This window comes from Flavobacterium sp. AC267, from assembly GCF_979258715.1.
Genome location: NZ_OZ409875.1, coordinates 3182313 through 3201634 on the forward strand (window position 1 = coordinate 3182313; position 19322 = coordinate 3201634).

Consider the following 19322-nt stretch of genomic DNA (forward strand, 5'->3'; position numbering starts at 1 on the left):
AGTTACAATGAATTCAATATATAAAATCAGTGCAATTCCCTTTGCGAACTTTGCGATAAGTCTTTCGCGAACTTTGCGTTTAATTGTGTTTCTATTAGCAAGTACAGTAGCATTTTCACAGAAATCGATCAGTCTTGAAAAAGCAATCGAACTCGCCAAATCAAACAACATCGATTTGAAAATTGCCGATAAGGAAATCGAAAAACAAACCATTTTAAAGAAAACAGCTTTCCAGCCCGATCCGCTGCAAGTGCAGTATCAAGGAGGGCAGTTCAACAGCGCCGATTTCGATCACAATGTTTCGTTACAGCAGTTTTTCCCGTTAGGAAATGTTACAAAAGCCAATAGACAATTACAGGAAGAATTGGCGAAATTGGCCGAAAAACGAAAGGCATTGTCTTCTTATGAAATAGAAAAAGCTGTGACTTTGGCCTACTATCAATATTTGTACGGAATTTCGATTCAGAAGTTAAACTCAGAATTAAATGAAATTTATACCAAATTTTTGAAAAACGCCGAACTCCGTTTTAAAACTGGGGAAAGCGGGAAAATAGAAGTGATAAGCGCTAAAGCGAAAGTGAAAGAAATTGAAACCCAAAAGGCGCAATTAGAATACGATTTAGCGATTTATCAGAAACAGCTGCAGTTTTTTGTTCAGACTACTCAAAAAATTATTCCAGATGAAAGCACAACGCTTCAATATGCTTTTGTAGAAAGTAAAGATAATTCGAAAGCCGCACTTTTAATAACCGATTTTTATGAGCTGAGCAGATTTCAGTTTATCAAAAGGAAGCAGGGACTTTTAAAGCTCTGAGAACTCCAAAAGTTGGTCTAGGTTATTTTGCTCAGACTATAAACACAGAATCTTTATTTCAGGGTTTTACCGCCGGACTGCAGATTCCGCTGTTTGGAGGCGTGAATACTACGAAAGCGAAAGCATCTGAAATTAGCATCTCGCAGTCGCAAATGGCTTTAGATAAAAGCAAAATGATCTTAAACCTGCGGCAAGAAGAATTGCATCATAACTTCTTGAAACAGCAGAAAAACCTAGCGTATTACCAAAATGAAGGATTGCAGTATGCCAATCAGATTATCGAAACGGCACAGAAAAGTTATGCCAATGGCGATATGAGTTATTGGTCGTATATCAGTTTTTTAAATCAGGCAATTGATATAAAAAAACAATATGCAGAAGCAACCCACAGCTACAACCAAAGTGCTATCGAACTTCAATTTCCAACCATCAAAAACAATTAAAAATGAAAATAGATTTAAGAGCAGATTTAACCGCAAAGTTCGCAAAGATATTTACGCAAAGTTCGCAAAGTTTAATTTCCTTGCGTGCCTTGCGCTTTGTCCTTGCGTGCCTTGCGGTTACCTTAATCGCATGCAATAAGAAGAAAACCGAGGAAATTACTAAAGAAGAAAAATCGCAGACCGAAGTTTCTTTAACCGAATCCCAATATAAAACGGTCGGAATTGAAACTGGATTTGTAGAAGACCGAAACCTCAATAAAATCATAAAAGCCAATGGTTATACTACAGTTCCACCGCAGAATTCCGCAGAGGTTTCGACTTTAATTGGCGGAACAGTAAAGGATATTTATGTTTTAGAAGGAACATTTGTAAATAAAGGAAAAGTTTTGGCAACGATTCAAAATCTGGAAGTTATTGAAATGCAGGAAGATTACCACTCTGCCATTGCCAATGTTGAATACTTACAGTTAGAATACAACCGCCAGAAAACGTTAAGTGACGAAAATGTAAATCCGAGAAAAATATTTCAGGAAGTAAAAGCCAAATTGGCGACCGAAAAAGCCCGCGCGCAGGCGACAAAAAACAAGCTGGATGCATTGCATGTCTCTACGAAAGGAAGTACTTCTATAGTCCCAATTGTTGCACCAATAAACGGCTATGTGGGGAAAATCAATATTGCCAAAGGCGCTTTTGCCAATACAGGAGTTTCGCTTTTTGAAGTGGTCGACAACAGTCAGATGCATTTGGATTTGAATGTTTATGAGAAAGATCTGGGATCAATTTCGGTAGGTCAAGTAATTGATTTTGTATTGACCAACCAGTCAAACAAATCAATTAAAGGAAAGATTTTCGGAATCAATAAATCATTTTCTAACGAAAGTAAAACTGTTGCTGTACACGCTAAAATTGATCCCGCCGATGCAAAAGGTCTTATTCCAGGAATGTATGTTTCTGCCAATATCAATATTACAAACGCAACTGTCCCAGCTCTGCCCAAAGATGCCGTTGTTAGAAATGCAGATAAGTATTTTGTTTTTGTACAAGAAGAAAAACATGCCGAAGAAAAACACGAACATACAGCGACTGAAAAAGAAGAAAGCCATGAAAATGAAATTCATTTTAAAGCTTTAGAAGTAATTCCCGGAACAACAGATTTAGGTTTTACAGAAATTAAGTTTGTTGATAAAATGCCACCCAATGCTAAAATTGTTACGAAAGGCGCTTTTTATCTGCTTTCAGCAATGAAAGGCGGAGGAGAGCATGAACATTGATTTTTTTAAGGTTCTGAGGGGCTAAGGTTCTAAGATTCTGAGGTCTTTTTATGGTGAAATTTTGCTCGCAGAGTCGCAAAGGTTTTTTAAAGAATTAAATTGAATTACCTACAGCTTTAGCTGGAGGTGTAAATATGAATAAGAAAGAGAGGCTTTAGCCAAAATGTGAAAGTTTGGCTAAAGCCATTACACTTAAAATTTAAGTAACCTCCAGCTAAAGCAGGAGGTAATTCAAATAGAAGTGACTCAATTGATGTCTTACGTAGAAATCACACAAAACGAGAAAAATCATTTTTATCCTTTTAATCTGTGGCAAAATAAAAAACTTTGCGCCTTAGCGTCTTTGCGAGATTATAACATTTTCACTTAATGCTAATTGCCACAAATTGCTTAAATTTAGAACATTATTAAACAAAGTTTCAACTTGAAACTTGAAGCTTGAAACAAAAAAACTGAAACTTTAAAATGATACATCAAGATAAAGAAGTAAAAAATATAAAAAGCAAACCCAAACCATCCTGCTTGCTGTTCTCATGATGAACCTGTACATATTGAGAATGACGGACACGGCCATGACGGACACAATCACGAGCATAATGTAGAAGGTAGTTTATTTAAGTTGTTTCTTCCCGCCATAATTTCCTTTGCTTTATTAATGATTGGAATTGCTTTTGACAACTATTTTCCTCAAACTTGGTTTACAGGATATGTAAGAACGATTTGGTACGGTATTGCTTATCTTCCAGTTGGGCTTCCGGTTTTGCGAGAAGCATATGAGAGCATTATAAAAGGAGACGTTTTCTCCGAATTTTTCCTTATGTGTATTGCGACGATTGGTGCATTTGCAATTGGCGAATATCCAGAAGGAGTGGCCGTAATGTTGTTTTATACAATTGGAGAAACATTTCAGGGAATGGCGGTTACTAGAGCAAAATCCAGTATTAAAAGTTTACTAGACCAGCGTCCAGATGAGGTGCATATTTTAGAAAACAATACTGCGGTAAAAGTAAAAGCAAAAGAGGTGCAGATTGGAGCTGTTATCCAGCTGAAAGCAGGAGAAAAACTAGGTTTAGACGGTGAATTATTATCAGATTCTGCTTCGTTTAATACCGCGGCTTTAACTGGTGAAAGCAAGCCCAATACGAAAAAGAAAGGGGAAACCGTTCTAGCTGGAATGATAAACGGGAATACAATTGCTGAAGTCAAAGTAACAACCGCATATAGCGATAGTAAATTATCTAAAATATTAGAATTGGTTCAAAATGCTACAACCAAGAAAGCGCCTGCAGAACTTTTTATTAGAAAATTTGCCAAAATATATACACCAATTGTCGTGTATCTGGCAATTGCAATTTGTTTAGTGCCAATGCTTTTTGTAGATAATTATGTTTTTAGCGACTGGTTGTACAGAGCTTTGGTTTTCTTGGTAATTTCTTGTCCTTGTGCTTTGGTTATCAGTATTCCGTTAGGGTATTTTGGCGGAATCGGCGCGACGAGTAAAAACGGAATTCTCTTTAAAGGCAGTAATTTCTTAGATAGTATTTCGACGATTCAGAATGTTGTGGTTGATAAAACGGGAACAATGACCGAAGGTGTTTTTAAAGTTCAGGAAGTTAGTATAAAATCCGATTTTGATAAAGAAGAAATTCTGAAACTGGTAAATGCTCTAGAAAGCAGAAGTACTCATCCCGTCGCAACAGCAATTCACAATCATGTGGGACCAATCGATGCTTGCAATTGAATTGAAAGATATTGAAGAAATTTCCGGACACGGATTAAAAGCTTTTCATAATGGAAAAGCATTGTATGTTGGCAATTTCAAACTTCTGGATAAATTTAATATTAGTTATGATATTGATCCATCTTCAGTAGTATACACCACAATTGCGATTGCTTACGACGGAAAATTTGCAGGTTATCTGACAATTGCAGATGAAATTAAAGAAGATGCTCACGAAACCGTTTCAAAACTAAAATCATTAGGAGTGAAGCTAACCATGCTGAGCGGTGATAAAACGAACGTTGTTCAATTTGTTGCTGATAAATTAAGAATTTCAAATGCTTTTGGTGATTTACTTCCTGAAGACAAAGTCAATAAAGTAAACGAAATTAAAGCCAAAAACGAAACTGTAGCTTTTGTGGGCGACGGCGTAAACGATGCGCCTGTAATTGCTTTAAGTACCGTTGGAATCGCGATGGGAGGTCTAGGAAGCGATGCTTGCAATCGAAACCGCAGATATTGTTATTCAGGATGATAAACCAAGCAAAATTGCCATGGCAATTAATATTGGGAAACAAACCAAAAAGATAGTCTGGCAGAATATTACACTGGCTTTTGTCGTAAAAGCTTTTGTACTAATTCTTGGCGCAGGCGGGCTTGCAACAATGTGGGAAGCTGTTTTTGCCGATGTTGGTGTTGCTTTACTAGCGATTTTAAATGCGGTTAGAATTCAGAAGATGAGGTTTTAAATGATAAATTTAAAATATTAAGCCCAATTCATTCTATTTGAATTGGGCTTTTACTTTTAATGAATTTACTTTCTCAAATGTTTCTGTTCCTGAATTTCGCCATTTCCAAAAGACCAATTTTCAAGCCCATTATTTTCAAAAAGAATGATAATTACATTATTAATTAGAATCGAGGTTGTTGAAGAAATTCTCGTTCCAATTTGATAATAGAGCTTCTTTTTTTGTTCCAGTGTTCTACCTTGTCCTGCTGTTATTTGCACATATATTATTTCATCAGAATGTGAGATTCCGAGATAACTTTCTGGATATTTTATTTGATGAGTTTCTAATTCTTCAATTACGTGGAAATAATCAGCTTCAGGAATATGAAATTCTTCTATTAAAGATTGATGGACTGATTGTGAAATAGTATTTTTTGTTTCCAGCGAAAGTTTCTTCGGTAAACTGATTCGGACAAATGGCATTTTTAGGAGTTTTAATTTTGATAAAATAAGGAATATTAAAGTTTTAAATCTATAGTTGTTCCCTTGTTTTCTAATTTAATTGCAATTTCGTTACTTTCAGAAGGAGTTTGAGTTGGATACCAGTTTCGGTTTGGTTTTACCAGAATAAGCAGACCTTCGTCATCTCCAATAGCGGAAAAAACTTCGCTGTTATCATTTTTAGAAAAGAAGTCTAATCCGTATTTTTCAATTAACTGATTTCCCAATGCAAGCGGATTTTCATTCACGATTCCGATCTCGCTGATATTTAAAATGGATTTAGAACTGAATTCTTCTGTCTGCGAATTATTGAGATCGTGTCTCGCGATAAACTCTAATAAATTTCCATTATTGTCGTAGAAATACACGGCATTGGCATTCCAATTTTCAAAATTGGCAATTACATTCTGATCTTCAATGACAATTAACTCTATTTTGCTTTTACACCATTTTATAGCTTCGTCAAGGTTATTTTCGGGAATATTAAAAGCAAAGTGATAAATAGAATTAAATTGAGGATTTTCAACGAATTGTAAAATAGAATTTCCGACTTTAATACGTACTGAATTTGAACTTTTTTTCGAGGATTGGCAATTCTAAAACATTTTTATAAAATGCAGTAGTTTTTAGAATATTGTTGGTCTGAATTTGGATTTGTTCTAATTTCATAATGGTATTTTTTATTGAAGAAAAAAAGCTTCTTTCGTTTATAACAAATTTAAAGAATGCTTAACGAGTTTTGATTAATGTGGTATTTTATGCATTGATGAAAGGATAGTAAATTATTATTAAAATTCACCTTATTATAATAGATATTGAACTTTTAATGCCAGTAAAATATTTTGAATTATTATAATTTTGTATTTAACTTATCAAAAAAGATTATAGATATAAAATTAATAAGAAGTGAAATTAAGAAAGCAAATAGAGCCTCAATTTAATATTGCTGAAAAACTTTATCCAGAAGTATTAAAACTAATTTTGGATTATACCTCTTTTTGTGATGAAAACGGAGATGCAGAATTTATCGAGTACAAGAATCTTGAAGAAAAACTACATATTTTAACTGGAAAAGATATAACTCAATTCAATCTTGCGGAATGGTGGGAAGAAGATGGTGCCGAAAATCTTGCATTTAATATTTCTCTGCCAGAACCTATAAAAGTGGATAATCTGACTAAAGAAGAATTATACCAAATCGTTGATCTTATAAAAAATTTTGACGGGTCTAATGAAAATGATGGTGATTTTATTTCAACCTTTTATATAAATACAATTTATGGGAATGGTTATTATAAAAAATTCTTAGAAAAAAACTTCAAACATTACAATCATAAATTGTTTCAAAGAAACAAAGATAAAGAAGGTAATTATTTTGAATATTCGATTGAGGAAGTTGTAGAGATTCTTTGGAATAATGATAATTTTTAATTAAATAAAAATGCAAATTTATTTTATAAAAAGTGGATATAATTCGTACGGAGGCACATTTAATGAGCCCTTTAGATATTTTGGAAGATTAATTTCAGATAGATTTAAAGCAGAAGAAATAGAATTTCCTTTTAAAGAAATTGAGGTGCGACTAGCTCTTTTTTCAAATAAACCAAAAGGAAATGATAAGGAAGTTTATGATGATTGGTTCAATAAATTACCAAGTTATTATCGAGGTAAAAATATGGTTAGGATAACCTTACCTGTATTTGAAAACGAAAAAAACTTAGAAGATATTTTTCAATTAGTTTGTAAAGCATTTGAAATTCTTTTTGCAAAGAAAAAGAAAGATGATATCTATGATAACGAAAAGATAAAGCAAATACTAGCTCTTCTAGAAGTAGAATTACAAAAAACTGATTTGCGGGAATTAAATAAACAGTATGACTTGCTTTTATTTGAAGAAGCATTAGCAAGAAGAATCGAAGAAAGAACAGAAAGAAAAAATCGTAATATTGAAAATAAAAAATCTATTCGTGATATTCGATTTTATTACCATTTCAAAAATGTGGGTTATCGTTATTTTGATCCATACGATAATGATTTCTGTGATAAGATTTTGGACAAACTCCGTGAAAAGAAATTCAAACTACCAGATTATACTCATATGTATGTTCAGGTTTCGGAGACTTTTGAAAATACTTTGTATCAAACAGTAAGAGGCGAAAATTGGTATGTTTGTGGTATTGCAGTTTTAAAAGATTACAAGGATTTTCCAAAGAAAAACGAAGTAGAAAAGAAAAGGATTGTTTTTGGTTTGATAAAGGACGGATTGCTTGATATTGCTAAAATTGATAAATTAGATATAGAAACTTTAAATAATGTTTTGAATGAAGTTGAAATTTAATTATCAAATAAAAAGCCCACTCTCATAAAGAAAATGGGCAAATATAGATTTGCAAATAGTTGGGGCAAAATACAAATCATTAACTAAATTATTTCGGCATTTCTGGAACCATAATTCTTCTGGTCGGAGTACTTAACGTTTCAATAAAAGCCAATAGATCGCTTATTTCTTCTTTACTTAAATTCAACTTTCTAAGTGCAGGATCTACTTTCGGAATTAGAGAATCTCTTGGAGTTCCCAGATATTTTTTCTGAACCGGCGATGGATTTCCTAAATTATACAATTCGACAACATCCAGCAAAGTTGGAAAATGACCGTGATGCATCCACGGTTTTGTATTTGCGACTTCTCGAAGCGTCGGCGTTCTGAATTTTCCAATATCTTTCACATCTTTTGTCACATTATAACGACCGAAATCTTCATTTTTTGTTCCAAATAAAGTCTGTCCGTCGTTATGAAATTGATTGTCGCTGAAATAAGGCGTATTATGACAATTGATACATTGCGCTTTGGTTCTAAACAAATGCATTCCTTTAACCTGCTGATCTGTATAAATTTCAGATTTCCCGCTCACAAACTGGTCAAACTTACTTTTCGGACTATTGATTGATCTTTCAAACGTAGCGATCGCATATTGAATTCGCTCTAAAGTCACTTTTTTATTTCCAAAAGTCGCCGTAAATAAAGAATTATAGCCTTTAATTTTAGCGATTTTATCAACGGCAATTGTGAGTTTTTCATTCATTTCCAACGGATCCGAAACAGGAAACTGCGCCTGATCTTCTAAACTCGAAGCACGTCCATCCCAAAACAAAGAAGTGGCGTACGCCGAATTCAAAATTGTCATAGAATTGCGTTTTCCAGTCTGGCGGTCATGTCCAAACGAGCGCGTCAAATTATCAGTCCATCCCAATTCTGGATTATGGCAGGAAGCACACGCAATTTGTCCGCTTCGCGATAACCTCGGATCAAAAAACAAAATCTTCCCCAAACTTTCTTTTTCCTTAGAATACGGATTGTAAGCAGGATAAGGAACAGCAGGAAGCACTCCAATATCCTGAAATTTAGATTTATCAATACTTTCATGTAATTCCGCAAGCAGGCCATTTTGAAGCGTCGCCACCAGAATAAATTTTTCGTAATTCCTGAATATCAATATAATCTGGTTCTTCAATGCTTTTATAGGCCGTCAAACTCAGCAGGAATAGGAGAGGGATAATTAGCTTTTTCAATTCTTTTTTTTGTTTTTTGTTTTTTTTGTTTCAAGTTTCAGGTTTCAAGTTGTTGCAACGTGAAACTTGAAACCTGAAACATGAAACATGAAACTTTTTTTAGACACCAAAAACTTTGTCAAAGTTTTAAACTTTGACAAAGCTTACTCATCGCGGCTAAAAACTGCGACTGAATACAAAACTAAAGCGTAACTTCCTTAGGACATTCGATAGTTAAAGGAGTTGGCTTGGTGTAAACTCGGTTATTATACATTCTGTATTGCGTCGAAACTGTTCCTCCAAACAGTTTGTCGTTTGTTAATTTTAGTTCAAATGAAATTTCATATAAACCATTACTGATTTCTCTATAGGTTCCATCACCAGAAATCGCGATTTGATAGGTATTTGTCGCGCTGGATCCAATTGTAATGTCCTGCGGAATTACCAGAACTGTTCCTTGAGTTTTACTATTTCCGTTTGCCGGAAAAAACTCTAGGGCTGAGGTAATATTAAATCCCGGAGAAACTGCGGCAGAATTACTTTCGTTAGAAAACCATCTTTTTAGACCGAAAGAATTTATTGTATTAGTTCCGCTCGCCACATTAAATCCAATTTTGAAAGCATCATGATATACATCATCATTAGGGTTTGCGGTTCCTTTATCGCTGTAAAGAATCGCATTTTCGTTGTCTTTGGAAACAATAATAGGGAAAGTTAATGCATTAAAAGTCTGCCAAGTACAATTTCCGTTGTTGTTGAACCAATGTTCTCCGTAGGTTAAATAAAACGCATTGGTTGGATCAGTAAATTTAGATGCAGGATATGCCTGAACATCTCTTGGGGATTTAATTGGTTTTACAATGTTCAAACTAATATTTCCAGTTGCTACATAATTAGGAGTGTTTACTAAAGTGATTTTGGTTTCATAACGGGCATCATCATTTTGAATATCCTCCAAAAGAGTGAAATGATACGTTATTGAACTTCTATTATCACCGTAATCATCATGAGTTAAAGAATATTCAAAACCGTTTTGGAATTTAAAAATAGGATTGTTTTCAATTTCTGACGGAATAAATCCGTTAGGGAAATTGACTTTAAAATCAATTTTTTCTCCAACTTCACCTTTTAATACAAACTGATTTACTGGAAAAGTATAAGTGGTACTAATTTCACCTAAAGTAATTGTAAAAGTATCATTTAATGCATAAGAATTTAAGTTTCCAATGTGAATTGACGGATCTGATGCATTTTCCAGTTTTAATGAAATGGTTTGTTGGCCTGCCCATCTTTTTTCAAAAGAAACAAAAATGGTATCCGTTAATTTATTTCCTTCAAATAATAACTCTGTTGCAGGATTCAGACTAAAACTGTTTACATCTCCAGATGTTGCTTGCACTAAAATTGACTTTAACAGGAGATTTTACAGTTGTCGAAGTCAAAGTTACCGGTACTTTTAAAGTTTTGATGGACTTGTTTTCGTAAGTGCTTATGGGCAGTGCAGAGGTGTTTTTTGAAGGATATTCTAAAGGTATGTTACTTGTGCTTACCAAAAAGTTAAATCTCACAAAAGGATCAGTATTTGTAGTATCTAATCTGTAATCGTCTTTTGAGCAAGAAACTAATATTGCGACAATAATGCTGATTGCGGCTATAAATTTAATACGATTCATTTTGTTTTAAATTATGGTTAAGGTTAAGGTTACTTTTTGGAATTGGCAGAATATATTTTGGTGAAGGATAATTGATACTGCAAACTGATGATAGACAGCCGTCATTTCTAGAAACATCTTTATGATTTCTGGCGATATCAAAAAAAGAATGACCTTCAAAGCAAAGTTCTTTTCTTCGTTCCAAAAATACAGCATCTTCCAGATTCTCAGAATCTTTTACCGCACTGGCATTTGCTCTGGCTCTAATAGTATTGATGTCTTTTTTGGCCTGATCTGTATTGTTAAGCTTTAAGGCGACTTCTGCTCGAATTAAATATTGCTCACTTAGTCTAAAAGCGACATATCCCGGATTTCCTTGGAATTTTTTTGTGAAATAATAATTTAATTCTACTGGTCGCAGATTAACCAAGGTTGTTAATGGCTGTATTAGAAATAATTGTTTACGGATATCTGAAGTTTCATATAGATCTATTAAATCTTGTGAAGCTACATACTTTGAAAAAGTTGTACTATTGGTATAACCAAAATAGGATGCTGGTGAAATGCTTGCTGTGGATTCTTCATTTCGTGATAATGTAAATTCCATTAAAATTTCAGAAATCGGAAGATCCGGCTGATCCCATTGAGCAATATAATTCGCTGATTCAACTAGACTTACACCAGAATTTGAGATGACATCATTTGCTGTTTCATAAGCTTTCTGCCAGTCATTTTTAGACAAATATACTCTTGATAATAAAGCTTTTGCGTTATTTTTATTGAAATAACTATAAGAAGGTCCGTTTAAAAGAACATTGTCAGAATATAGGTTTACGGCACTTTCAATATCTTCAACAATATGGGAGTAGGTACTTGCGGCAGTTTCTCTAGTAGCATATTGAAGTCCATTAGTGATAGATTTCGTATTGTAAACAATTCCTAAATGAGAAGCATCTGCAGTATAACTGTAATTTTGACTGTAAAATTCGCTTAATAAAAAATGCATATAGGCTCTTGCTGTCAAAGCTTCAGCTTTTATCTGATTTTTTTCGGCTTGTGTTGCATCTTTTAAGGCATCTACAAATTCTATGATTAAATTTGCTTCATTGATAACCTCGTAACCACCGCTGTAAAAACTAGCTAGATTAGAAGCCAAAGCCTGATCATTAAAGGAATAAAAACCTTCTATAGCAGTAGGGACAGTAATTATTCCATTTCTACTTTTGTCAGTAGAATAGGTGGGTGAAAATTTAATGTTACCGCCTTGCAGATCTGAATATACTACAAAAGTTGGGCTCGTATGAATTTCCCTAATATCTAAATAGAGTCCGTTTAGCGCTACCAAAACTCCTTTTTTACTTCCTAACTGTTCATTAATAGAAGTTTGTGTACCAGGTTCTTGTTCTAAAAAGTCACTGCGACTTTGAAGTGCACAAAGCGGCATTAAAATAGCAGGAAATTTTAATATTGTAATATTTTTAAAGTATTTCATCATTTTAAAATTTGGTGTTAATGCCACATGAAATAGTTCTGGCTTGTGGATAGGTATAACTAAATTCTCTGATGCCATTCAATCCAGAAGGGCTTTTCTCTTTGTACCAATACAGTAAATTCGAAACATCTGCAAATACAGTTAAGTTGTCAAGAAAAGTATTTTTTACAGGAACATTATAACTTAGATTGATATTGCTGATTTTAATATAAGTAGCATCAAAAATATATTTACTCATATTAGGGATCAAAGTATTATTGCCCGGAGAAGGTCGCGTAACATTATCTCCTGGATTTCTCCAATAATCATAGGCGTTTACAGACATATTTCTATTGGATGTAATTCTGTATTTACCAATAATATCATCAGTAACTAATTTGTCTCCACCCCATTGAAAAGCTCCAGTTATAGATAAAGTGATACTATTATTTAATGAAAATCTATTGCTAAAACCTCCAAATGCTTTAGGCTGTGTATTTCCAATTGGTTCCCAGTCTGCATTTGTAAATAATTGATTATACGTTGCAGAATCGTAAACCTGACCATTTTTTCTAATAAGGTCTCTACCTGTGGCAGGATCAACACCAATCCAGTTAACTCCCCAAATTGTACTTGTGCTGTATCCGATTTTTTGTGCCAAAGCAATATTCGCCTGAGAATAATCGCTTCCTAAACCTAATAAATCGGTGACTTTATTTTCTACTGTTGATATATTGAAAGAAGTTGACCATTTAAACTTTCCTTCTTGTAACCATTTTATTCTAGTAGTAAATTCAAAACCTTTATTATACATGCTGGCGGCATTTAATTCTAAAGTATTATAACCATTTTCTACCGGAATATCCCTTGCAACAATCAAATCAGATAAATCATCGTAATAATATTCTAATGATAATTCGATTCTATTAAATATGTTAAAGTCAACTCCTGCGTTGAATTTCGTGTTTTTCTCCCAGCTTAAGTTTCCATTTGGTGCGTCACTTACAGTTGCGTAGTCTTCGCCATTATATCCATTTTGAGAAAAATTATACAAACCTTTTGAACGGTAAGAACCAATTCTTGAATTACCAGTTGATCCGTAGCTTAGTTTTAACTTTAAAAAATTAACCCAAGAGTTCGATTTTAAAAAGTCTTCATTGCTGATTATCCACGCTAAACCGGCACCACTGTTTAAAGCTACATTTGTGTCGTCTCCAAAAACAGAACTTTCGTCGCGTCTAATATTTCCTAAGAAAAAGTATCGTTTTTTATAGTTGTAGTTAAGCTGAGAAAACAAAGAAACTCTTGATCCGTTGCTGATCTCATATCGATAAGACTGTTTAGCGTAGGTTTCGTCTGCGACCGTTAAAAGATTATCATCTTGTATCGCATCTGAAATTGCATTAACCACATTCGGATTAACAAAACCGGTAGCTGCAGAGATAGTTAAATCTTCCTTTTTCTTCTGCTAGTTCAAATCCTAAGACACCATCTACGGCATGATTTTCGGTTATTTTTTTGTCAAATAATACTTGACCCTGCCAGTTCCATTTGGTAGACTTACGTTCATTTGTGGCTCTTCTGCCCCAATTCGGATAAGTCTGTCCATCTAAAAAGGAAAGTACCGCTGTTTCTGCCGCTTTCATTTTCTCCAGAAAAATAACGATCCTGTTCTTTGTCTTTGTAATCAATTCCAAATAAGGTCTGGAATTTTACAGCTTTATTTAATTCATAACCTAAATTAAGACTTCCTAATACACCGTAAGTATTGGTTTGATTTGTATTTTGAGCAATTGCTTGCCAACGGATTTCCTCCGGTTGCTCCTGTTACTCCAGATAATGAGTAAGATCCATCTGCGTTATAAGGCGACGTTGTTGGAATGTAGGCATACGAATAATAGGTGTTAGGAGCATCTTTTTTGATGTAACTTGGATTTAAGGATACATTTACATCCCATTTATCTTGTCTATAACCTAAATTGATTCCTGCATTTAATTGTTTCGTTGTATTGCCTAATTGCGGCTCATCAATATCTAAGTAACTAATATTGGTTCTATACGAGAATTTAGAATTGGCTCCGGAAACATTAAAATTATATTTATTATAAATTCCCGAGTTATTTAATAAATCAAACCAATCTGTATTTACTCCGTTATAGGTAAGAAGCGCACTGCCAGGAGAAGTGTTTCTTAAATATTCGTTTCTCATTTCAGTGTATTGCTCGCCATTTAAATATTTTATCTGATTTATAGCAGACGAAACTCCCAGCTGATTTGAAAAACCAAATTTAGTTTTACCAATTTTCCCTTTTTTAGTAGTAATTAAGATTACTCCATTGGCTCCGTCTGCACCGTACAGACCAACTGCAGCAAGCATCTTTAAGAACCGTAAAAGTTTCAATGTTTTCTGGTGCTATTTGCGCTAGAGGGTTAGATAAATCTTCAGAAAATGCCGACTGTCCATTAAAAAAAGAACTGTCAATATAACTTTCTTCAGACATAATAACTCCGTCAATAATTATTAAAGGTTGTGTAGAAGTACCAAAAATTGTTGTTCCGAGAGGTTTTAAGCTTCCCTGACCACGAATGTTGATTTTTACAGGTCCGCCAACTCCAGACGTATTTTCTATTAAAACACCTGCAATTTGTCCTTCAAGCATTTTATCCACACTCTCTGATGCTTGTTGCACCGGAATATCTTTGGCTTGTAAAGTAGAAATACTCCCAACAATTTCTTCTTTTAATTTAGTAGTTCCATAAGATGAAGTAATCACAACCGGATTTAATTCATCAGTCGCTTCCTGAAGATAAAAAGTAAACTGTTTTTTGTCTTCGACTTTTTGTGACTGAGGTTCCATTCCTAAAAAGCCAACTTCAAGGATTAGATTCGGAATATCATTTCCTTTTAACTCATAAACAAATTTTCCGTTGAAATCCGTAATAGCGCCCATTCCAGTACCTTTAATACGGATTGTTGCTCCTGGAAGCGGTAATTTGTCTTTTGCATTATAAACCGTTCCGCTTATAAACCTTTGTTTTTCCTGCGCCGAACCTGAATCATTATTAGAGCTTGAATTCGTCAATAGAACCTGTTTCTTCTGAATGTAAAAAGAGATATTCTTTCCTTCAAATAACTTCGTTAAAGTCGTTTCCAAAGATGCATTATCGACATTAATATCGGCCAATTGTTCGGCATCAATTTTTCGGGCATTATAAATAATTCGAAAATCGGTCTGCTGTTCAATCGATTTGATAATAAGGCTTATAGGTTTGTTTTTTACATGTAATGTAATGGTTTTATTTTGGGAAAAAGCTGAAAAACAGGATAAAAGAAAGCCTAAGAAAAATAGAATTTTTCTTGAATTGGGATGTATCGTTAATGTCATGTTTTATTTAGTTATGGAAAATTGGTGTAATAGTAATGGTGTTTTCTTTAATAGAATAATTAAAAGGCGTGTCACGTTTTAGAAGATCTAAAATATTGGCGACACTAGATTCACTAATTTTTATTGAACCTGTAAAACTCTGTTTGGCCAAAACAGCATTTTCATTGATAATTTCAACGTCGTAGGTGCGTTCAATAATTTTTGCAATGGCAGAAAATGGGGTGTCCTTGAATGCAAGTTCGCCTTGAGTCCAGGCTTCGTAAAAAGAAGCATCAACAGTTTTTGTGACGATTTTCTTAGACTCGTTCTGCCACACAGCCATTTGGGACGGCTTTAGCAAAACAGCGTTTATAGAATTGCTTTCTTCACACATCTGAATACTTCCTTCAACCAAAACACTGCTCACAGTTTTGTCTTCTGGGTAAGCACTCACATTAAATCTTGTCCCGAGAACCTCAATAGCCGCTTGATCAGAATGTACAATAAACGGATGCTTTTTATCTTTGGCAACCTCAAAAAAGGCTTCACCGGTTAAATAAACATTTCTTTTGCCGTTAATTCCAAATTGTTCCGGATAGCGAAAAGTAGTTCCAGAATTTAAACTTACAAGGGTACCATCTGAAAGTTTAAGTTTGAATCTTTTACCGTAAGGAACTTTAAGCGTGTGATATAAAACCTCCTTATCGAGAACTTTTCCGAAGTATACAATTCGATCAGAAAATTTTCGGGCGATCAATTCGCCTTTGTCGTTTACTAAAGCGTTCTCGTCTTTATGCGTAAAATATTCTAATCGTCCATCGCCTAATTCCAGAACAACTTCTTTAGAATCTGCTGTTCTTTCATTAAAATAAAAAGCAAGCCTTCCTAAACCAAATAAAACCACAAGAATGGTCGCGTATTTAAAATACTTTCTGGTATTGTTTTTTGGTTTAAATGAAATTACCGGAGTGGTATCACGTGAAATAGTTCCAGTAAGTGCTGTTAAGGCCCAAGTCTTTTTTAAAGTTATAAATTGCTTTTTGTTTTCTTCTGAGGCGTCAATCCATTCAAAAAGTTGATGAACTTCTTGTTCTGAAGCTTCATTAGATAAGTATTTATAAATTAGTTCCGATGTCATAAATGCGTTTTTAAACTTCTCGCTATAGTAAGTACACTTCAGAATTAAAATACCCTACCTTTTATTCTTAATTATTATAAATAAGGATAAAGATTAGAAACAAATAGTCCGATAATTTGGTCTTTAAAATCTTCAAAGCCTTTGTCATGTGGGCTTCGACAGCTTTTAAGCTAACTTCCATTTCTTGGGCTATCTCTGCATTTTTTTTATTCTCAAAGCGTTTTTTTATAAAAACTTCGCGAGTTTTGGGCGGTAATTCGTTTATGGATTCCTGAATAATGCGCTCCAATTCTGTTAATTCTAATGTGTCGAACTGAAGCGAATTTAAAACTTCTATATCCAATTCTCTTTCTTTGTGGTTAAGCAGGTCATTCTTAAATTTATCCTTCACTTTATTGTGGCGAATTAAATTCAAGCATTTTGATTTGGCATAGGTAAATAAGAAAGCTTGGATTCCGTTAATAGATTCTACGCTTTCTCTGTTCTGCCATAAGTGTAGTAAGGCTTCTTGAGCAAGATTTTCAGCTTCGTCCTGATCATAAATAAACTGAACGCTGAAAGATTGGATTCTCCTAAAATATTTATCGTAAAAAAACTTAAATGCAGTTTCGTCTCCTTCTTTAAAGGATTTGAAAAGATCTAATTCGAAACTGGCATTGTAGTTCATTAAACGAAATTTACTTTGGAAAAGCAATATTAAGTAAATTTTAAAATCTACTAAGATTTCTTTGAAAGCGGCAAATATAAAAGTTTATTTATATTAATTCTAAATAAAATATAATTATTAAATGTTTGAAGAAATTTTATTCAGAATAGGTTTATTTTACTGCAAAGCACGCAGAGATTTTTTGATATGCTGGGGTATTTTAACGCAAAGCACGCAAAGGTTTTTTTTGATATGCTGGGGGATTTTAATGCAAAGGGAGCAAAGGTTTTTAGATATGGAGGGTTTTATAAAAACACAATCCCAAAGCCTCGGGACGCAAAGCTTTGAGTAAAAACTTTGAGAACCATTTGAAAACATAGCCCGAGGTTTCAACCTCGGGAGATATGTTGGTGGTGAATTGATGACGTTCAATTGGTTGTGTATAATAAACCCTTTCAAAACATAGCCCGAGGTTTCAACCTCGGGAGATATGTTGTTGGTGAATTGATGACGTTCAATTTGTTGTGTATAATAAACCTTTTCAAAACATAGCCCGAGGTTTCAACCTCGGGAGACATGTGTGGATAAATTTCAATGCGCTCCAATGGTTGAAACCATTGGCTATGTTTACCATTTTTGGGAATCTTTGCGAACTTTCACCGCAAAGTAAATTATCCTTAAAGCTTTGAGTAAAATTTTTGCGAACTTTGCGTAATTCTTTGCGAACTCTGCGGTTAAAAAAACGTTCCTAAATTAGTCGCAAAGAAAAAAATCAATTAACGATCAGTTCTATATTTTTAGATAATCTTTCTGCTAATTCAGGTTTGTCACTGTTACTTATTATCCACGGAACGAGTTTTCCTTTGGTTATAATTTTTTCCTTAGAATAAACTAAACTGAAATATTCTCGTGGATCTGTAGAAGATTTTAGGTCTTCATAATAATATCTGGATTTTTGCAAAGAAGGATATTTATCTAATAAATAATCGTTTATGGTAAAAGAAGAACTTCCTTTATACAAATCTTCAGGTAAAATGGGTGTAATTGTAACTTTCTGAATACTTTCTTTTAAATCTTTATAGGCCTCTTTTTTAGTCGAAAAACCAGATCGTATTTTATCTTTTTCAGATAACTGACGAATCACAGAAAGTCTCACATAATCGCCGTTTATTTCAATTACTTTAAAAATAAAATAATTGGTCTGCATGCTTTGGCTTCCGTTTGAACCTCTTTGTTTGCTGAAAATAAAACTGCCAAGCTGTAATTTATGTTCGGGGGTGTTAATCGCTTTTTTCCATTTGTACGGATTGTAAACCAATTGTTTAAAGGCATATAAAATGATAATAATAAGAAGACCTGCAAAAAGTACTTTTTTCATAGAATGGAAATTTCATTAAAAATACTAAAATTTTACCGCAAAGAGCGCAAAGGTTTTTTTGATATGGAGGGTTTTATAAAAACAAAAAGTTCGCAAAGCTTTATGTAAAAAACTTGCGAACCTTTTGAAAAACATAGCCCGAGGTTTTAACCTCGGGAGAAATGTTGGAGGTGAATTGCTGACGTTCAATGATTGAAACCATTGGTTGTATACGATAAACCTTTTGAAAAACACAGCCCGAGGTTTCAACCTCGGGAGACATGTTGGTGGTGAATTGCTGACGTTCAATCATTGAATCCATTGGTTGTGTACGATAAACCTTTTGAAAAACATAGCCCGAGGTTTCAACCTCGGGAGGCATGCATAAATTCATTGCGCTCCAATGGTTGAAACCATTGGCTATGTCTGCCATCTTTGCGAACTTTCACCGTAAAGAAAATTATCCTAAAGCTTGTCAAAAAAACTTTGCGAACTTTGCGTAAACCTTCGTGTTCTCTGCGGTTAAATAACGCCTCTATTTAACCAAAAAGCTTAAATAAAACTTTGCGAACTCTGCGTAAACCTTTGCGTTCTCTGCGGTTAAATAACGCCTCTATTTAACCAAAAAGCTTAAATAAAACTTTGCGAACTTAGCGTAAGCCTTT

Annotated in this window: 20 protein-coding genes and 1 pseudogene; 6 read left to right on the plus strand and 15 right to left on the minus strand. The window is 34.0% G+C overall.

Annotation, left to right across the window (positions count from 1 at the left end; genetic code table 11):
- Nucleotides 1–7: 7 nt before the first annotated feature.
- From ACZZ95_RS16645 to ACZZ95_RS16660, 4 genes and pseudogenes are all read left to right on the plus strand, one after another.
- Complete coding sequence (locus ACZZ95_RS16645; RefSeq protein ID WP_463469861.1) at nt 8–814, plus strand: TolC family protein; 807 nt, start codon at nt 8–10, stop codon at nt 812–814.
- The gene (locus ACZZ95_RS16650; protein ID WP_463471700.1) at nt 811–1257 is read left to right on the plus strand and encodes a TolC family protein; all 447 of its coding nucleotides are present in this window, start codon (nt 811–813) and stop codon (nt 1255–1257) included. The genes ACZZ95_RS16645 and ACZZ95_RS16650 overlap by 4 nt, the downstream gene beginning before the upstream one ends.
- Before the next feature lie 2 nt (nt 1258–1259).
- Entirely contained in the window at nt 1260–2528 is a 1269-nt protein-coding gene (locus ACZZ95_RS16655) for an efflux RND transporter periplasmic adaptor subunit (RefSeq protein WP_463469862.1), read from the plus strand.
- Nucleotides 2529–3078: 550 nt separating this feature from the next.
- Nucleotides 3079–4997 (plus strand): annotated as a pseudogene (locus tag ACZZ95_RS16660) (heavy metal translocating P-type ATPase).
- Between the two features lie 65 nt (nt 4998–5062).
- Here the strand turns inward: ACZZ95_RS16660 and ACZZ95_RS16665 are convergent.
- The gene (locus ACZZ95_RS16665) at nt 5063–5461 is read right to left on the minus strand and encodes a tautomerase family protein (protein WP_463469863.1); all 399 of its coding nucleotides are present in this window, start codon (nt 5459–5461) and stop codon (nt 5063–5065) included.
- 35 nt (nt 5462–5496) lie between these two features.
- On the minus strand, nt 5497–5847 hold the full coding sequence (locus tag ACZZ95_RS16670) for a hypothetical protein (RefSeq protein ID WP_463469864.1): 351 nt from the start codon (nt 5845–5847) through the stop codon (nt 5497–5499).
- Between the two features lie 538 nt (nt 5848–6385).
- Between ACZZ95_RS16670 and ACZZ95_RS16675 the strand changes: the two genes are divergently transcribed.
- Entirely contained in the window at nt 6386–6910 is a 525-nt protein-coding gene (locus ACZZ95_RS16675) for a hypothetical protein (RefSeq protein WP_463469865.1), read from the plus strand.
- A 10-nt stretch (nt 6911–6920) separates the two neighbouring features.
- Nucleotides 6921–7817, plus strand: a complete 897-nt coding sequence (locus tag ACZZ95_RS16680) for a hypothetical protein (RefSeq protein WP_463469866.1) — start codon at nt 6921–6923, stop codon at nt 7815–7817.
- Nucleotides 7818–7905: 88 nt separating this feature from the next.
- Here ACZZ95_RS16680 and ACZZ95_RS16685 read toward each other — a convergent pair whose 3' ends face one another.
- The 13 genes from ACZZ95_RS16685 to ACZZ95_RS16745 all read right to left on the minus strand — a co-directional run bounded on the left by ACZZ95_RS16685 (nt 7906) and on the right by ACZZ95_RS16745 (nt 19090).
- Nucleotides 7906–8940 (minus strand): cytochrome-c peroxidase, encoded by a 1035-nt coding sequence (locus ACZZ95_RS16685; RefSeq protein WP_463469867.1) that lies wholly within the window; start codon nt 8938–8940, stop codon nt 7906–7908.
- Complete coding sequence (locus tag ACZZ95_RS16690; protein ID WP_463469868.1) at nt 8900–9049, minus strand: hypothetical protein; 150 nt, start codon at nt 9047–9049, stop codon at nt 8900–8902. Before ACZZ95_RS16690 ends, ACZZ95_RS16685 begins: the two co-directional genes overlap by 41 nt.
- Before the next feature lie 181 nt (nt 9050–9230).
- Complete coding sequence (locus tag ACZZ95_RS16695; protein WP_463469869.1) at nt 9231–10427, minus strand: hypothetical protein; 1197 nt, start codon at nt 10425–10427, stop codon at nt 9231–9233.
- On the minus strand, nt 10393–10701 hold the full coding sequence (locus ACZZ95_RS16700; protein WP_463469870.1) for a hypothetical protein: 309 nt from the start codon (nt 10699–10701) through the stop codon (nt 10393–10395). The genes ACZZ95_RS16695 and ACZZ95_RS16700 overlap by 35 nt, the downstream gene beginning before the upstream one ends.
- Nucleotides 10688–12175 (minus strand): RagB/SusD family nutrient uptake outer membrane protein, encoded by a 1488-nt coding sequence (locus ACZZ95_RS16705; RefSeq protein ID WP_463469871.1) that lies wholly within the window; start codon nt 12173–12175, stop codon nt 10688–10690. Before ACZZ95_RS16705 ends, ACZZ95_RS16700 begins: the two co-directional genes overlap by 14 nt.
- Before the next feature lies 1 nt (nt 12176).
- The gene (locus ACZZ95_RS16710; RefSeq protein ID WP_463469872.1) at nt 12177–13562 is read right to left on the minus strand and encodes a TonB-dependent receptor domain-containing protein; all 1386 of its coding nucleotides are present in this window, start codon (nt 13560–13562) and stop codon (nt 12177–12179) included.
- Nucleotides 13563–13569: 7 nt separating this feature from the next.
- Complete coding sequence (locus ACZZ95_RS16715; protein WP_463469873.1) at nt 13570–13797, minus strand: hypothetical protein; 228 nt, start codon at nt 13795–13797, stop codon at nt 13570–13572.
- Between the two features lie 95 nt (nt 13798–13892).
- Nucleotides 13893–14528: a hypothetical protein gene (locus tag ACZZ95_RS16720; RefSeq protein ID WP_463469874.1), complete on the minus strand. Its 636-nt coding sequence runs from the start codon at nt 14526–14528 to the stop codon at nt 13893–13895.
- Entirely contained in the window at nt 14464–15537 is a 1074-nt protein-coding gene (locus tag ACZZ95_RS16725; RefSeq protein ID WP_463469875.1) for an STN domain-containing protein, read from the minus strand. Before ACZZ95_RS16725 ends, ACZZ95_RS16720 begins: the two co-directional genes overlap by 65 nt.
- A 7-nt stretch (nt 15538–15544) precedes the next feature.
- The gene (locus ACZZ95_RS16730) at nt 15545–16654 is read right to left on the minus strand and encodes a FecR family protein (RefSeq protein ID WP_463469876.1); all 1110 of its coding nucleotides are present in this window, start codon (nt 16652–16654) and stop codon (nt 15545–15547) included.
- Nucleotides 16655–16721: 67 nt separating this feature from the next.
- Nucleotides 16722–17321: an RNA polymerase sigma-70 factor gene (locus ACZZ95_RS16735; protein WP_463469877.1), complete on the minus strand. Its 600-nt coding sequence runs from the start codon at nt 17319–17321 to the stop codon at nt 16722–16724.
- A 751-nt stretch (nt 17322–18072) separates the two neighbouring features.
- Nucleotides 18073–18678 carry a hypothetical protein gene (locus ACZZ95_RS16740; RefSeq protein WP_463469878.1) on the minus strand — a complete coding sequence of 202 codons (606 nt, stop codon included), beginning with the start codon at nt 18676–18678 and terminating at the stop codon, nt 18073–18075.
- 100 nt (nt 18679–18778) lie between these two features.
- On the minus strand, nt 18779–19090 hold the full coding sequence (locus ACZZ95_RS16745; protein WP_463469879.1) for a hypothetical protein: 312 nt from the start codon (nt 19088–19090) through the stop codon (nt 18779–18781).
- Nucleotides 19091–19322 lie beyond the last annotated feature (232 nt).

Bases quoted from the DNA above. Each gene is read 5' to 3' on its own strand.
- ACZZ95_RS16665 (WP_463469863.1), bottom strand. From the start codon at position 5,461: ATGCCATTTGTCCGAATCAGTTTACCGAAGAAACTTTCGCTGGAAACA.
- ACZZ95_RS16705 (WP_463469871.1), bottom strand. From the start codon at position 12,175: ATGATGAAATACTTTAAAAATATTACAATATTAAAATTTCCTGCTATT.
- ACZZ95_RS16740 (WP_463469878.1), bottom strand. From the start codon at position 18,678: ATGAAAAAAGTACTTTTTGCAGGTCTTCTTATTATTATCATTTTATAT.
- ACZZ95_RS16715 (WP_463469873.1), bottom strand. From the start codon at position 13,797: ATGAAAGCGGCAGAAACAGCGGTACTTTCCTTTTTAGATGGACAGACT.
- ACZZ95_RS16735 (WP_463469877.1), bottom strand. From the start codon at position 17,321: ATGAACTACAATGCCAGTTTCGAATTAGATCTTTTCAAATCCTTTAAA.
- ACZZ95_RS16645 (WP_463469861.1), top strand. From the start codon at position 8: ATGAATTCAATATATAAAATCAGTGCAATTCCCTTTGCGAACTTTGCG.
- ACZZ95_RS16725 (WP_463469875.1), bottom strand. From the start codon at position 15,537: ATGACATTAACGATACATCCCAATTCAAGAAAAATTCTATTTTTCTTA.
- ACZZ95_RS16720 (WP_463469874.1), bottom strand. From the start codon at position 14,528: ATGCTTGCTGCAGTTGGTCTGTACGGTGCAGACGGAGCCAATGGAGTA.
- ACZZ95_RS16700 (WP_463469870.1), bottom strand. From the start codon at position 10,701: ATGAATCGTATTAAATTTATAGCCGCAATCAGCATTATTGTCGCAATA.
- ACZZ95_RS16655 (WP_463469862.1), top strand. From the start codon at position 1,260: ATGAAAATAGATTTAAGAGCAGATTTAACCGCAAAGTTCGCAAAGATA.
- ACZZ95_RS16745 (WP_463469879.1), bottom strand. From the start codon at position 19,090: ATGGCAGACATAGCCAATGGTTTCAACCATTGGAGCGCAATGAATTTA.
- ACZZ95_RS16680 (WP_463469866.1), top strand. From the start codon at position 6,921: ATGCAAATTTATTTTATAAAAAGTGGATATAATTCGTACGGAGGCACA.
- ACZZ95_RS16730 (WP_463469876.1), bottom strand. From the start codon at position 16,654: ATGACATCGGAACTAATTTATAAATACTTATCTAATGAAGCTTCAGAA.